The organism is Pseudoalteromonas thalassia (genome assembly GCF_049257215.1).
Lineage (GTDB): Bacteria > Pseudomonadota > Gammaproteobacteria > Enterobacterales > Alteromonadaceae > Pseudoalteromonas > Pseudoalteromonas lipolytica_C.
This window is the reverse complement of record NZ_JBMMUE010000010.1, coordinates 85,894-99,121: the sequence shown is the minus strand read 5'-3', so window position 1 is coordinate 99,121 and position 13,228 is coordinate 85,894. Positions and strand designations below refer to the sequence as shown.

Sequence of the window (13,228 nt, the reverse complement as noted above, 5' to 3'; positions counted from 1 at the left end):
AACTATTTATCTTTCGTGATGCCAATATTTAACAGCAGACATAAAGATGCTGCACCAAGTAAATTGATACAGCATAAATAAACTACTTTTACTTATAGCTTAAGTTTACGTCTAAACGCGACCATGGCTAACAGCAAAGATATTAAGTAGTACACGCTACCACCAGAACCTGAATCAGAACTTGAGTTGTCAGCTTTGCCAACTACGTTAATCACGACAGTTTTAGCCTCTGAAGAAGCAAATCTGTCTTTTGCTCGGTAACTAAAGTTAACAGCATAAGTCGACTCACCCGCAGGCTCGTAGACAAACAAGCCGGTGTCCTTATCAAAACTAAGCTCGCCAGAACTTGGGCTTGTTACTAGCTCAAATTCTAACTCATCACTGTCTTCATCATTGCCAATAAAACGACCATTAACTACCGTTGAGTAATAAGTTTCATAACTTAAATCTGTAGCTGTTGGTGTGGTATTTGTTAATTCAACAACAACATTGGCAAGTGCCGTCTCTTCAAGGGAGTCTTGCGCGGTAAAAGTAATTGAAACAGGCTGTAAAGATTCACCACTCGGCGTGTATTTAATTTCACCCATGTTTTGATCAAGTAACTCAATATGACCATGTTGAGGCTCATTTTTTACAGTGAAAATAAGTTGCTCATCATCTGCATCAGAGGCTGGCAAATTAAGTATCAAGGGTGTATTCCAGTGTGTTTTAATCGTTGAGTTTTCAACGACTGGCGCCTGATTTGTTAAGGTAGCTGTGAACTTTGCGAGCTCAGAACGTGAACGACCTTTTACTGTATAAAACGCTAATTCATCAACACCTACAGCGCCGTTAGGCGTATATGTGAACTGCCCTGTTTTGCGGTCAATAAACGTTAATTGGCCAAGGCTAGGGCTATTTTCAAACACTACAAAATCAATATCACTCAAATTAAGATTAACGTCGATTGCTGCAAGCACATGAGATGTTACCTCGCTATCTTGCGGTGTAGCTAAAGGTGCTGCGGCTTCATTCGAGAACACCTCTATAGATTTTCCTGAAAGCAGTGAATAGTCCACACCATTGTATGTTGCACTCACAATAGAACTGCGTTGATTTGCACGCGCTACTTCATAAAGCAGTTCATCATTAATTAAGTCGTATTCTCCAAACTTATCTTCACAACTAAATAAGATGAAACCTGCGCGTGTAGATACTATATTGTTTAATGAATTGTCACATAGTTGAGCAACTTCTGACATTTCTCCTGATTCTTTGAACGAGAATAAAAGGCCATACTGATTGGCAACATAAAGCGCTTTTTTACCATCAACAACAACACCCTCTAGCGACTTAAAACTGTCGTTTAAAGAGTAATTAGTGACACTATTATCAGTGTAATTATATTTAACTAATTGATTACCTGTTAAAGCAAATAATTCTTTACTGCTTTGCTGTGTATCGATGCCTGCGACTATACCAGAAACCCCACCCCAAAAGTTCTGTAAGCGAGGTGATTGCTTAAGTAGCTCACCCGTTTGCCCATTAAAAACTCGTATATAAGAACCTTCACTGCCGGTGTGTGATGCGCCGTTACCTACAATCAGCTCTAACAGACCATCGTTATTGATGTCATGGGCTTCAATCGTTGAAATTTGGTCGCCACTTTGAAAAGGAACTGTATACAGTAAGTTTCCATTTTCTGGTGAAAATACTTGTATATTTCCAGTGTAAGTTTCTGAGCCAGCAACAATTAAATAGTTTTTGCCATCATTGAATAAATCAGCAGTAATTACATACTGGTAGTCATTCCAACCATCGGTCAAAGCAATGCTAGGTAACACCTGCTCTTTTGTTTCTATATCAATAACTTGAAGCTTATTTGTGCCATTCTCAGAAAAAATAACATCAATTCCACCTTTACCGTCAATATCAGCAAGTCCTAGCAAAAATTGTGAATAGACAGTGATCGTTTGCGACCATTGCATAGACTTATCTTCAACGGTATGAATATAAAACCCGTCATCACCTGAAGATGTGTAACCCGCTCCCCATGCAATATCTGTTTTGCCGTCAAGATTAAAATCATCCACCAAAATACTTGAAACACTGTGTTCAGGGTTATTGATTTGCCAAAACTCCTCGCCAGAACTTAAAGACAAAGCATGAATTTGCCCCCACTGACCATCGCCATATACTAGCTCTTGGGCACCGTCATTATTGATATCTGCAACTATAATTTTTGAAATATCTAAATCACTATTGGCTGTCCACACAATACTGTCTGTATTTGGACTGATTAACTCAATTGAATACCAGCCTTGGCCATTAATGACTTCATCTAAGCCATCTTGGTTTGTATCAACACTTTGTAAATGGATACCTGTTAGTTGGCTGTTCAGTGTTTTTATATAATCTATTGTATTTTCAGAGATACGATACAACTTGCCATCTTCAAGCATTAATTCGTGAACATTTTGCTCGGTAAACGAACCAACAACAAATTTGTTACCGTAATACTCAAGCTCTGAAATAACAGAAAGGTCTGACTGGTCTAGTATTAAAATCTGGCTATTGGCAATAGCAATAAGCTCGTCCTGACCATCGTTATTAATATCTCTTGCCGTAACTGATTGGCTAGAAACTACATTCTTAGTACTTTCGACTTTCATTGTTAGTAAGTTAATTTTTACTATCTGACTGCTCGTCATAAGTATTAAATAATATGTATCATCGGCAATGCTTTTTACCAATGTACTATCAGTGATGTAATCCTGAGAATCGAAACCTTCAACGACTGAATATTGATTATCTTTATACTCAATAATATTAAAATCGTTTTGTTGCACCGAAATAATTTGCTTATTACCGTTACCGAACAAGTCAACAGCATAAAGACCATTGAGACCTGTTGAATTACTTAATGAAAAACGGCGAAACACCGAGGTAAGCTCTATGTTTTCTAATTCTAATGTAGTTGTTGTCGCTAAGGTTTTACTCAACGAAGTAGTCGGCGCGATATTTTGCTGTGCGCGACTTGTAAAATAAGATTCGTCATAATTAATTGGTTGCGAATTTGAATAAGTCGCATCGCCAAATTGATTATATTCAGGTGTGCTTTTAGTCGCACTGATAGCTTGCGTGCTAAGTAAAAGCATCGCTAGACATGTTAGTTTGGTCATTTCCCTATCCTTAAGGTAGTGCTTTAGCTCTCGATTAAACAATAGCCGGAGGTGAGTTCACTTTAGATGTTGGTACTAAGTTCTATTTTTAATTTAAAAACCGTGCATTTTCCCTTATCAGAAACACACGGTCAAGGTAATTGTATCCTTCATGTTAAAATTGCTAAAAAATACAACACAATTCTTGCTTCACTTAGCGAACGTATTCCCTCATCAACCAATATAACACCCCGTTATTTTCGCTCCTTGTCTCGTACTTTTACATTGAAATTAATTGCTTTGAAATTAATAACCTCACGGTCAACCCTTTGTTATGTTCCCCGCACCATCAAACACATAGATAGCATTATTAAAGACTGCCGCAGCAAGCTGCTTTAGGTAGTACTGAAGTTAAAGGCACTGCTTCTGTGAATTTGCATTTTTTAAGAGCAAAGACTCAATGCGCTCTGGCATCTAGACTATTTTGCCATTGCCCACTTTGCTTATTGCTTGGGCTTTAGACATTAAAAAAGGCGTAACAGTTAATCACTATTACGCCCCTTCATATTAAGTTTTAACTAACTCAAAGTGCTAATGCTAAGATTGATTTCACCTTTTCTAAATCAATATCACCATGCTCACCTAATTTCGTTAGCTCGTTTTTCTCTAAATTAGCAACAACGGCCTCAATAGCTTGCTCGTCAAGGTCATAATCAGCTAGACGTGTTTTCACCGTCATGGCCTCAAAGAAGTCCTGTACAGCTTTAATCGTTTTATCGATTTGCTCAGCTTCATCGCTATAATTTAGTCCGAACACTCTTTCACCAAGCTGCTGAATCTTAATTGATTTCTGTTCTTTTTGAACATGCATTAAGGCAGGTAGAACAATCGCCAACGTTTGCGCATGATCAAGGTTATAAAGTGCCGTTAATTCATGGCCAATCATATGTGTAGACCAATCTTGCGGTACACCTTGACCAATTAAACCATTCAGTGCCATCGTAGCCGACCACATCACATTAGCTCTAACATCGTAATTTTGTGGCTCGCTCAGCGCCTTTGGCCCTTCGCTAATCAAGGTTTGCAAAATACCTTCTGCAAAACGGTCTTGTAATGGTGCATTAACAGGATACGTTAAGTATTGCTCAATAACGTGAACAAACGCATCAACCACACCATTACTTACCTGACGTGCAGGCAACGAAAACGTGTATTCAGGATCAAGTACAGCAAAAACAGGTTGTACTGTTGGTGACGAAAAAGCGCGCTTTTGCGACGTCTCTTTTTTAGTTACCACTGAGTTACCATTACTCTCAGAGCCTGTTGCTGGTAAGGTTAATACCGCACCGATTGGTAAAGGATTGCTAAACTCTGCCCCTTTAACAAGGATATCCCACGGCTCCCCAGCATAGTTATAGGCTGCAGCAACAAACTTAGCGCCATCAATAACACTGCCACCACCAACAGCTAAAATAAAGTTAACATGGTGCTCTTTTGCCGTTGTAACCGCTTGCATCAGTGTTTCGTAAGTTGGGTTTGGCTCAACGCCACCAAACTCTATAACGTCAACATCGGCTAGTGCACTCATAGCTTGGTCGTATACGCCGTTTTTCTTTATTGAGCCACCACCGTAGAGTAACAACACCTTTGCATCGGTTGGTAAGCGTGATGAAATTTCGCTAATTTGACCTTTACCAAATAAAATTTCTGTTTGATTTTTATAAATAAAGTTTAGCATCGATTTGCCTCCTAAATTTTTGATAGGTAATACTTTAACAAATTTACTTTGCTAACATTTTTAATAGTTTTTCAGCTAACAACGTATCTGAAAATGGGTTTTGCCCCGTAATGAGTTCGCGGTCAACAACCACGTTAGGCTGCCACTCGCTGGCAAATGCCATATTTCCACCGGCGTTTTCCATTGCCATAGCCGGATAGAACTTAAGCTTTTTACCTTCTAAACTGCTTTCAAACACTCGCTCTTCTGGATCAGAAAATATTGTCATTTTATAGCCATCATAAATCCAATTGCTTGCTGACGCCGTCTGCCCAGTTTGGATTGCACTGTAATACGCCTTAGGCTCAGTTTGTGCCGATAATAAGGTAATTGGGCCGTGGCAAATTGCCGCCGTAGGTTTACCGTGTTGATTAAAGTGGCGCAAAATTTCACCGACTTCAGGATTATTTGCTAAATCAATCAACGGAGCATGACCACCAGGGATAAACACTGCATCATATTGGCTCAAACCACCTGCCAAAATCTCTCTCAAACTAGCGGTATCATTAATATTGGGTAACGATGCAATAAATTTTTGGATCTCTCTCATTTTTTGCTCATCACCAGCAAAGTAATCTACGCTGATTGATTTTTTATCAACCTGCGGAGCATTCCCCTTTGGCGTTGCTAATACAAGCTCATAGCCCGCATCTGCGAGAGCTTTTGCAGGTACACCAAACTCGTTAAGGTAATAACCTGTCTCAATGCTGTGCCCACCAGCAAGTTCCATGGTTGTCTCGCTTGATAAAATGACTAATACCTCGCCTTCACTTGCCACAGCAAATAATGACATAGTCGAAGCTGCTACGAATGTTAAACACTGCAAAACCTTGTTCATGATTTATCCTCTTATTTGAATGCATCTAGAATAGGCTGTTTGCGCGCTTGTGTGAATTCGGATAAATTAAGGGAAGCAATCAGAAAATTTATGGCTCGCCTATTTTATGTCTTACCTCACACAGCTAAAAACCTTTGTGGAAGTTTATCGCTGCAAAAATATAACAAAAGCAGCAGCTAACCTCGGTTTGTCGCAACCTTCGGTTTCGGCCCATATTCAAGCCATGGAGTCAGTCGTTGGTAAAGCGTTGTTTGAACGCAAAGCTCGCGGAGTTACTCCGACCGCCGCTGCGCACGATTTAGCACTGCAAGTGTCTGGTCACATTGATATTTTAGAGCAAAAAATTATGTCAATCCGCGCCCGCTCAAGTGCCGTATATGGCACTGTAAATATCGCAGGGCCTGCCGAATATATTAGTAGTGTGTCAGGGCCACAAATCGCCAACCTATTGCAATCTGGCAATGTAAACCTTGTTCTGCATATTGGTAATAAGGTGAATATTTTTGATGCCTTGCAATCTGGTGCAGCAGATATCGCTATTGCCGCCTCCGAACCCGATCCTTCACTTTTTGATAGCTTAGTACTTGATAGAGAAAAGCTTATTTTAGTAATGAACCGCCTTCACGGAAGAGAAATTAAAGATAGCACCATCACCGCAGACCTTCTCTCAAGCTACAATGTTGTCGCTTATGATGAAGAGCTGCCTCTAATTAGGCAATACTTTGAGTCTGTGTTCAACGCAAAATGCCACTCAAACGTGATAGCTATTTGCCCTGACATTCGTGCAATTAGCAATATTATTCGCTCAGGTATTGGCTACTCTGTGTTGCCTGATTACCTATGCCGCGATCAGATAAAAGCTGGAGAGCTTGTACAACTGGGCCCTGTTGGCCCAGAAAACATAATTTACTTAGTATGGAACAAAGGCGCGTTAAAGCATCCTCGCATTGCATTTGCCAAAGATGTTATTTCAGCCTTTGCGAATATTAATTACTTTGCAAACTAAGCAAAGCTTGATTTGACTCTAATAGCTTTACTCGCGGGGCAAGGGCATTTAAAGCGATTAAGTGAAGCATTTCAGTAACGGTTGTACACGCATCCGTTAATACTTCCACGTCGTATTCTTTTGCTTGCTCAGATATCGCCGTATGAGTCACACAGTTTTGAGTCATCATACCTGCGATCAAAAGTTTTTTAATACCGTGCTGCTTTAAAATATCATCGAGATTTGTTTGATAAAAACTATCTGCATAGTGTTTTACAACCACAGGAGCTTCTGGTGCTGCTTTTAAAATATCAGGATGAATATTGACCCCTATCGTATCTTGGTTAAAAAAAGGAGCCAAGCCTTGTCGTGATTCAGCAATATGTTGAATATGGATAGGTAAAATGCCACATTCTGTTGCTTGTTTTATTACCTCAACAAGCTGATCTTTTACTTGTTTAGCCCGCCATAGAGGAAATGCACCACCTGCAAAATAATCATTCTGTAAATCGATAATCAATAAAGCTGTATTTGTCATTGTGAGAACCTTTTGGAGTTGTGTTGTGGCACAGTTTGCTTAATTTTTAACGCAGCAAACAGTGACCCAAAAACCATTTATCGATAATATTGGGCCAAAGTATCTGATAAGGTTTTACCTTGAACGTTGCAGTATTAGCATTTCCAAATATCAGCCCATTTCATCTTGCAGTACCATGCATGGTGTTTGGTGAGGCTGCTCGGTCGGCAGGCATCAAAGAATTTAACTTAGCAGTGTGCAGCGAAAGTAAGGCTGTAATGCCCTCAAGCTCGGGGTTTGATATTCAAGCGCGTCACTCAATTTCAAAGTTTGATCAGGCAGATATTATAATTATTCCGTCTTGGCCATTCCCTGAAACAATTCCCTCTAAAGAATTAACAACCAGCTTGCTAACCGCGCATAAGCGTGGCGCTATTATTGTAGGACTTTGCTTAGGAGCTTATGCGTTAGCGCACATTGGGCTTTTAGATAATATTGAAGCAACCACCCATTGGGCCTATAGCAATGACTTCAAAGCACGTTTTCCTAAAGTGAAGCTTAACAATCAAGTGCTTTACCTTAAACATAACCAGCTTTATACATCGGCAGGAACCGCAGCAGCCATTGATTGCTGTTTACACTTAGTACGTCAGTACTTAGGTAGTAAGCAGAGCAATGCCATAGCAAGGATAATGGTAACAGCTCCCTATCGAACAGGCGGGCAATCGCAGTTCGTCGCTTTACCAGTACCAAACAATGTTGCAGACGAGCGCTTAGCGTCATTACTTGAACAAATACAAAAAAATCTGTGTGCCACACACACAATAGATGAACTTGCAAAACAAATGCATATGAGCCGACGTACCTTCACCCGCCACTTTCAGTCTCTTACAGGGCAAAGCCTAGGACAATGGCTTTTGAATCAGCGTTTAAACTATGCACAGCAATTACTAGAAGCAACCGATTTATCATTAGAGCACTTGTCAGAAAAATGTGGTTTTGGCTCTGCTGTTACTTTAAGGCATCACTTTCGCAAGCAATTTGGCTTATCACCTAGAGATTGGCGTAATGCATTTCGCCAAGCTTAAAGCTTGGGTATAATTAGTTTTTCGACTCGATTTTGGTTTTTAAATGAAAAAGCTTTCTAAAGTACAATTAAAACAACAAGCCCTTGTATTAAATGTTGCCGATGCTCTTGAAGAGCAAGGCCGCGCTGAGCTTGAAGGCATGTTGCAATGCTGGTTCGATGTGGAATACCACTTATTTCCAGGCTCATTGCTTTTATGTTTTCAATTTGAAAATCAACAAACTCTTGATGCTGCCACACCAGAATTATTAAAGTGGCAAAAGCGCCTGAGTGGCGCAATGCTAAAAAAAGGCGTGATTTTAAAAGACATGCGCAGGCATTTAATATTTACCCTAAAAGGGCCAGACGATTAAGCAGCAACTGCTGCAATAATCGTAGGCCTAACCTCTGGTGTAAATAACTGAGGTTTAGTTAAAATTTATAATTTAAGCTCAACTTGTAATTTACAGGTTCCCCTGGTTGGGTCCAAATAGCAGAGTACGAATTAGAATAATATTTTTTATCCAGCAAATTATTTACATTAAATTGCAAGCTTAAGTCATTAGTCACATTGTATTTTGCAAACATATTTACCAAAGTGTAAGAAGGTAAGTAATAGGTAGGATCGATGGTTTCTCCAAGCCTCTCGCCAACATATTGTACAGCAAGCCCAACAGTTGCATCTAAATCTATTAGGTCGTTTAGCTCTCTCTTAACTTGAGCATTTGCACTGTGTTTAGGGATATTAAGTAACGGACTGCCTTTTGGCAGCTTTACCCACCAATCTGGGTTGACTGTATCGTTTGCTGTTTTAGCGTCTGTGTAAGTATAAGCAAAATCAAATAATACATTGCTTGTAATGTTGCCATGTAAATCTAGCTCAATGCCATCACTTGTCACTTCACCTAGCGCAGTAGATACACCAGTTTGTAGGTCTGTAGTTAGCATATTGCTCTTTTCGGCACTAAATACTGTAAAACTTCCACTTACACTATCGGTAGTAAACTTAATACCCGCTTCGAAAGATGTTGTTTCTTCAGGCTCAAATGCATCTCCTTTACTATCGTAACCGCTGTTAGGTCTGAAGCCTTCAGAGTAACTTGAGTAGTATTGGAGGCTGTCTGAGTAGACATAAACTAAACCGACACGCGGGCTAAATGTGCTTTGATCACTTTTAGACTGTTGCTGATTAATATGATTATCTATTTGTTGATCAAACCAATCAAAACGACCACCTACTTGCACTTTCCACTGCTCAGTAAGGTCTAGTTGATCTTGAATATACACTCCATAACTATGTTGTACTTCAGTACTGTTGAATAAAAGAGACCCTTCAGGCGCTGCTTTTCCATACACTGGATTATACATATTAATTGCGTAACGGGTGTCTTCAAGTGTTGGACGATATCGATACCACAGTTTATCAAAATCGAACTTGCTGGCATCTGCTCCAATTAATAAGTGGTGTGTCAAACCTGCAAGCTCAACACTACCGCTAAGTTCTATTCGCGCTGAAAGGTACTCAGTTTGAAAGTCGCGCTGATTATGCTGCCTACTTAATGTTTCGCCATCTTTGAAATAAATTTGTCTACTTGGAGCAAGTTCGGCATCACTCGACTCACTTAAAAATTTTGAGTCACTGTAACTTAAACCATTCAAAAGAGACCACTGTCCAATTTGCTTCTCAAACGTAAGTTGATGAGAAATAGCGTCAACTTCTGTAGGTTTATCACTTGGTTCACCTAAAAAAGTGTCAATTGGTAACGCATCTATTTTTCCCTCAATGGCGACAATACCACGATCGAAGGTTGTACTTTGATCTACATACTCAAGCTCATAATTCAACTTTGATGTATCTGAAATTAACCATAGAATTGAAGGCGTAACGACCGTTTTGCTTGACTCATGATGATCTCGAAAACTTTCACCCTCTTCAACAGCACCATTAACTCTAAAAGCAACATTGTCTGAAACAGCATTGGTGTAGTCAGCCTCTGCGCGGTAATTCTGCCAACTCCCTGCTGTTACTTTTATATAACCCTGCTTTGCAAACTGTGGTTTTTTAGTGATTATATTAATTGTCCCCCCTGGCTCAGAACGACCATAAAGCGCAGAGCCAGGTCCTTTCATCACTTCTACGTATTCGATATTACTTGTATCACGTGTACCACTGAAGCTTCTGCCAGATGAGTAGCCGTTAATTAAGAAACCTGATGGAATACTCTCATCGCCAACTAACCCGCGTATTGCAAAGCTTTCCCATAAACCACCAAAATCATTTTGCTCAGCAATACTTGGAGTTAGGTCAAAAATATCGGTCAAAGTGTTCACTGCCGCATCATCGAGGTTTTCACCAGAAATAAATTCAACACTCTGTGGTTGCTCACTCATAGGAACATCACCACGAAACGCTTGCCTAACACCTGAAACTGATATTTTTTCTATGTTCGGTGATGCTGTTTTGGCATAAACGGCTGGAGTCAAAATTGTACTAATAGCAATTGAAAGTACAGAACAGTGGAATCGGTTAATTATAGTCATTTTATCTCTTGGGTATAAATACAGCTTAATCGGTTAAGTCTTTAAAGATGATAAGTAATAGCAATAATTATCATTTATACTATAATAACTAAATGTAACTCGAAGTGCTACCTTAATTAGAGCTGCAATGTCTTTGTACGATTAGTGAGAAAACCTACAGGTTAGAAGAGATACTCTAAGTCGATTAAACAGGTGTTTTAAGAAAAGTTACTAAAGCATTTTTCTATGCTTTGAATGTGTTAACTTTGATTGTTTAAAATTTGGAGGCAATGCATTTTTCTTGTGAGATAAGTTATAGCCCATGGTGATAAACCTAACCAGAAACAAACTTTTATTAATAATCACTAAAAACCAAAGAATGCACCGAGGCACATAGCAACAGATTGTTTACCATAATTAATCTGTACGCTATATGTACTCGGTGATTGAAGTAATTAAAGTGAAATAACTTTTACGATTAAGCGTTACAGTTTACACACTGCCAACGCCCGCGTACTTAACACCAGATAACAACGCCATATCTTTGTGCCACGTTGCTAGGTCATTAGCATTAAACTTAGCTAAAGAGTCATGCCCACATGCCCTAGCCATTACCGACATTAACTCTGTTGAGGCTTCAAAAAAGTTCTTTAATTGATTTGCCGACTTTTCAATATTTAAGCGCTGACGTAAGTCTTGCTTTTGTGTGGCAATCCCTGCTGGACAGTTATTGGTATTACACATACGCGCAGCAACACAGCCAATTGCTTGCATTGCACTATTTGAAATCGCCACCCCATCAGCACCAAGAGCGAGCGCTTTTACAAAATCAATGGGTAAACGTAAACCACCTGTAATGATCAAAGTAACATCACTTGCACCTTGTTCGTCTAAGTACTTTCTTGCTCTGGCAAGTGCAGGAATAGTCGGTACACTAATATGATCCCTAAAGATCTCAGGGGCTGCACCAGTACCACCACCACGACCATCAAGAATGATGTAATCGGCACTCGCATCGAGCGCAAATTGAATATCTTCCTCAATATGATTAGCACTTAGTTTAAACCCGATTGGAATACCGCCAGTTACTTCGCGGACTCTATCAGCAAATTTTTTGAAATCAGCCGCACTGTGTAAGTCTTTAAATGTTGGGGGTGAAATCGCCGAAGTACCCGCTTCAATTCCTCTAACCTCAGAGATTTTGCCAACATTCTTGTTGCCCGGTAAATGCCCCCCCGTGCCTGTTTTTGCACCTTGTCCGCCTTTAAAGTGAAAGGCCTGCACGTTTTTTAATTTATCTTCGCTATAACCAAAACCTGCACTTGCTAATTCATAAAAATAGCGTGAATTGGCTTGCTGCTCTTCAGGAAGCATACCGCCTTCACCCGAGCAAATACCCGTACCAGCAAGTTCTGCTCCTTTTGCTAACGATACTTTAGCTTCTTCAGATAAAGCACCAAAACTCATATCTGAAACAAAAAGCGGAATAGCCAGCTTTAATGGCTTTTTCGCTCGCGGACCAATCACAAGTTCGGTATTAACAGCTACATCTTCCATTAACGGTTGCGTTGCCATTTGTGCCACCATTAGTTGTAAATCATCCCATTTAGGTAATTGATATCGCGGCACACCCATCGACACCATAGGGCCATGATGACCAAGCTTTGATAACCCTTCACGTGCCAGTTGATGAATAAGCTCAACGGTGGGCTCCTCTTTGGTTGCAGTAGCTACAGGCGAATCAGAGGCTTGAATTTGTACGCCCGGCCCTTCTTGACCAACTTGGCTTTGATCAAATTGCTTGTGACTACCATCACAAAATGGCGCATTAGCGGTGTGCTTACATTGGCATAAATAGGCATCGCCCGACTCTTCTGCTGTAAATGCTTTGGGTTTGAAATCGGTTCCGGCATGTGAGCCGTCACAAAATGGCTGGTTTTTAGAACGCCCACAGGCACAAAAATAGTATTCTTGCCCCTGCTCTAAGGTGACTTTTTTCGGCGAAACGGCTGCAATTATGGGTTTGCTCATTATTATTCCCTCACGGTTGCTACATTACATTGCTATGTTCAAGTTACTGGGATTGAGGTAAGTATTAATTTAAGGCTTACATGCTTTACAAAGGGTAGTTCAGCTCAGTTAAATAACGAGCTTTTAAGCGCCTTGGAGTTTACTTAGCTATCGATAACCGACTATATAACCGCAACAAGCAGCCAAGATATCAGCCATTTCATATTTTAAGGTAAGAGGTAAATTGGTTTGTAAACCGCTGTGGGGTAATTTTCACAAAGAGGATAAGAGGCGCTGCGCTTTAGAGGGATTATTAAAAACAAATTTGGTGGTTTTGTGGTCTTCTCTTTGTGCAAAAAACAAATTGAACCATAG

The 13,228-nt window shown here is 40.0% G+C and carries 9 protein-coding genes; 3 read left to right on the top strand and 6 right to left on the bottom strand.

Annotation, left to right across the window (positions count from 1 at the left end):
* Positions 1 to 92: 92 nt before the first annotated feature.
* The 3 genes from AAEU31_RS12995 to AAEU31_RS12985 form a co-directional block, all read right to left on the bottom strand.
* On the bottom strand, positions 93 to 3,161 hold the full coding sequence (locus AAEU31_RS12995; protein ID WP_421967419.1) for an Ig-like domain-containing protein: 3,069 nt from the start codon (positions 3,159 to 3,161) through the stop codon (positions 93 to 95).
* Between the two features lie 562 nt (positions 3,162 to 3,723).
* Entirely contained in the window at positions 3,724 to 4,878 is a 1,155-nt protein-coding gene (locus tag AAEU31_RS12990) for an iron-containing alcohol dehydrogenase (protein WP_135925774.1), read from the bottom strand.
* A gap of 43 nt (positions 4,879 to 4,921) precedes the next feature.
* Positions 4,922 to 5,755, bottom strand: coding sequence for a type 1 glutamine amidotransferase domain-containing protein (locus tag AAEU31_RS12985; protein WP_421967418.1), 834 nt, complete (start codon positions 5,753 to 5,755; stop codon positions 4,922 to 4,924).
* Between the two features lie 106 nt (positions 5,756 to 5,861).
* Here AAEU31_RS12985 and AAEU31_RS12980 point away from each other — a divergent pair, with 106 nt between their 5' ends.
* On the top strand, positions 5,862 to 6,761 hold the full coding sequence (locus AAEU31_RS12980; protein WP_421967417.1) for a LysR family transcriptional regulator: 900 nt from the start codon (positions 5,862 to 5,864) through the stop codon (positions 6,759 to 6,761).
* Here the strand turns inward: AAEU31_RS12980 and AAEU31_RS12975 are convergent.
* Entirely contained in the window at positions 6,742 to 7,278 is a 537-nt protein-coding gene (locus tag AAEU31_RS12975; RefSeq protein ID WP_235382650.1) for a cysteine hydrolase family protein, read from the bottom strand. The genes AAEU31_RS12980 and AAEU31_RS12975 overlap by 20 nt on opposite strands.
* A gap of 119 nt (positions 7,279 to 7,397) precedes the next feature.
* Between AAEU31_RS12975 and AAEU31_RS12970 the strand changes: the two genes are divergently transcribed.
* Both AAEU31_RS12970 and AAEU31_RS12965 read left to right on the top strand, forming a co-directional pair.
* Complete coding sequence (locus tag AAEU31_RS12970; protein WP_421967416.1) at positions 7,398 to 8,345, top strand: GlxA family transcriptional regulator; 948 nt, start codon at positions 7,398 to 7,400, stop codon at positions 8,343 to 8,345.
* A 43-nt stretch (positions 8,346 to 8,388) separates the two neighbouring features.
* The gene (locus tag AAEU31_RS12965) at positions 8,389 to 8,697 is read left to right on the top strand and encodes a hypothetical protein (RefSeq protein ID WP_421967415.1); all 309 of its coding nucleotides are present in this window, start codon (positions 8,389 to 8,391) and stop codon (positions 8,695 to 8,697) included.
* Positions 8,698 to 8,755: 58 nt separating this feature from the next.
* Here AAEU31_RS12965 and AAEU31_RS12960 read toward each other — a convergent pair whose 3' ends face one another.
* Positions 8,756 to 10,864: a TonB-dependent siderophore receptor gene (locus AAEU31_RS12960; RefSeq protein WP_421967414.1), complete on the bottom strand. Its 2,109-nt coding sequence runs from the start codon at positions 10,862 to 10,864 to the stop codon at positions 8,756 to 8,758.
* 471 nt (positions 10,865 to 11,335) lie between these two features.
* Positions 11,336 to 12,874, bottom strand: coding sequence for a glutamate synthase-related protein (locus AAEU31_RS12955; RefSeq protein WP_135925786.1), 1,539 nt, complete (start codon positions 12,872 to 12,874; stop codon positions 11,336 to 11,338).
* Positions 12,875 to 13,228 lie beyond the last annotated feature (354 nt).

What these genes read in the sequence shown, in the direction of transcription:
- AAEU31_RS12995 (WP_421967419.1), bottom strand. Translation starts at nt 3,161, where the DNA reads ATGACCAAACTAACATGTCTAGCGATGCTTTTACTTAGCACGCAAGCT.
- AAEU31_RS12955 (WP_135925786.1), bottom strand. Translation starts at nt 12,874, where the DNA reads ATGAGCAAACCCATAATTGCAGCCGTTTCGCCGAAAAAAGTCACCTTA.
- AAEU31_RS12960 (WP_421967414.1), bottom strand. Translation starts at nt 10,864, where the DNA reads ATGACTATAATTAACCGATTCCACTGTTCTGTACTTTCAATTGCTATT.
- AAEU31_RS12990 (WP_135925774.1), bottom strand. Translation starts at nt 4,878, where the DNA reads ATGCTAAACTTTATTTATAAAAATCAAACAGAAATTTTATTTGGTAAA.
- AAEU31_RS12965 (WP_421967415.1), top strand. Translation starts at nt 8,389, where the DNA reads ATGAAAAAGCTTTCTAAAGTACAATTAAAACAACAAGCCCTTGTATTA.
- AAEU31_RS12975 (WP_235382650.1), bottom strand. Translation starts at nt 7,278, where the DNA reads ATGACAAATACAGCTTTATTGATTATCGATTTACAGAATGATTATTTT.
- AAEU31_RS12985 (WP_421967418.1), bottom strand. Translation starts at nt 5,755, where the DNA reads ATGAACAAGGTTTTGCAGTGTTTAACATTCGTAGCAGCTTCGACTATG.
- AAEU31_RS12980 (WP_421967417.1), top strand. Translation starts at nt 5,862, where the DNA reads ATGTCTTACCTCACACAGCTAAAAACCTTTGTGGAAGTTTATCGCTGC.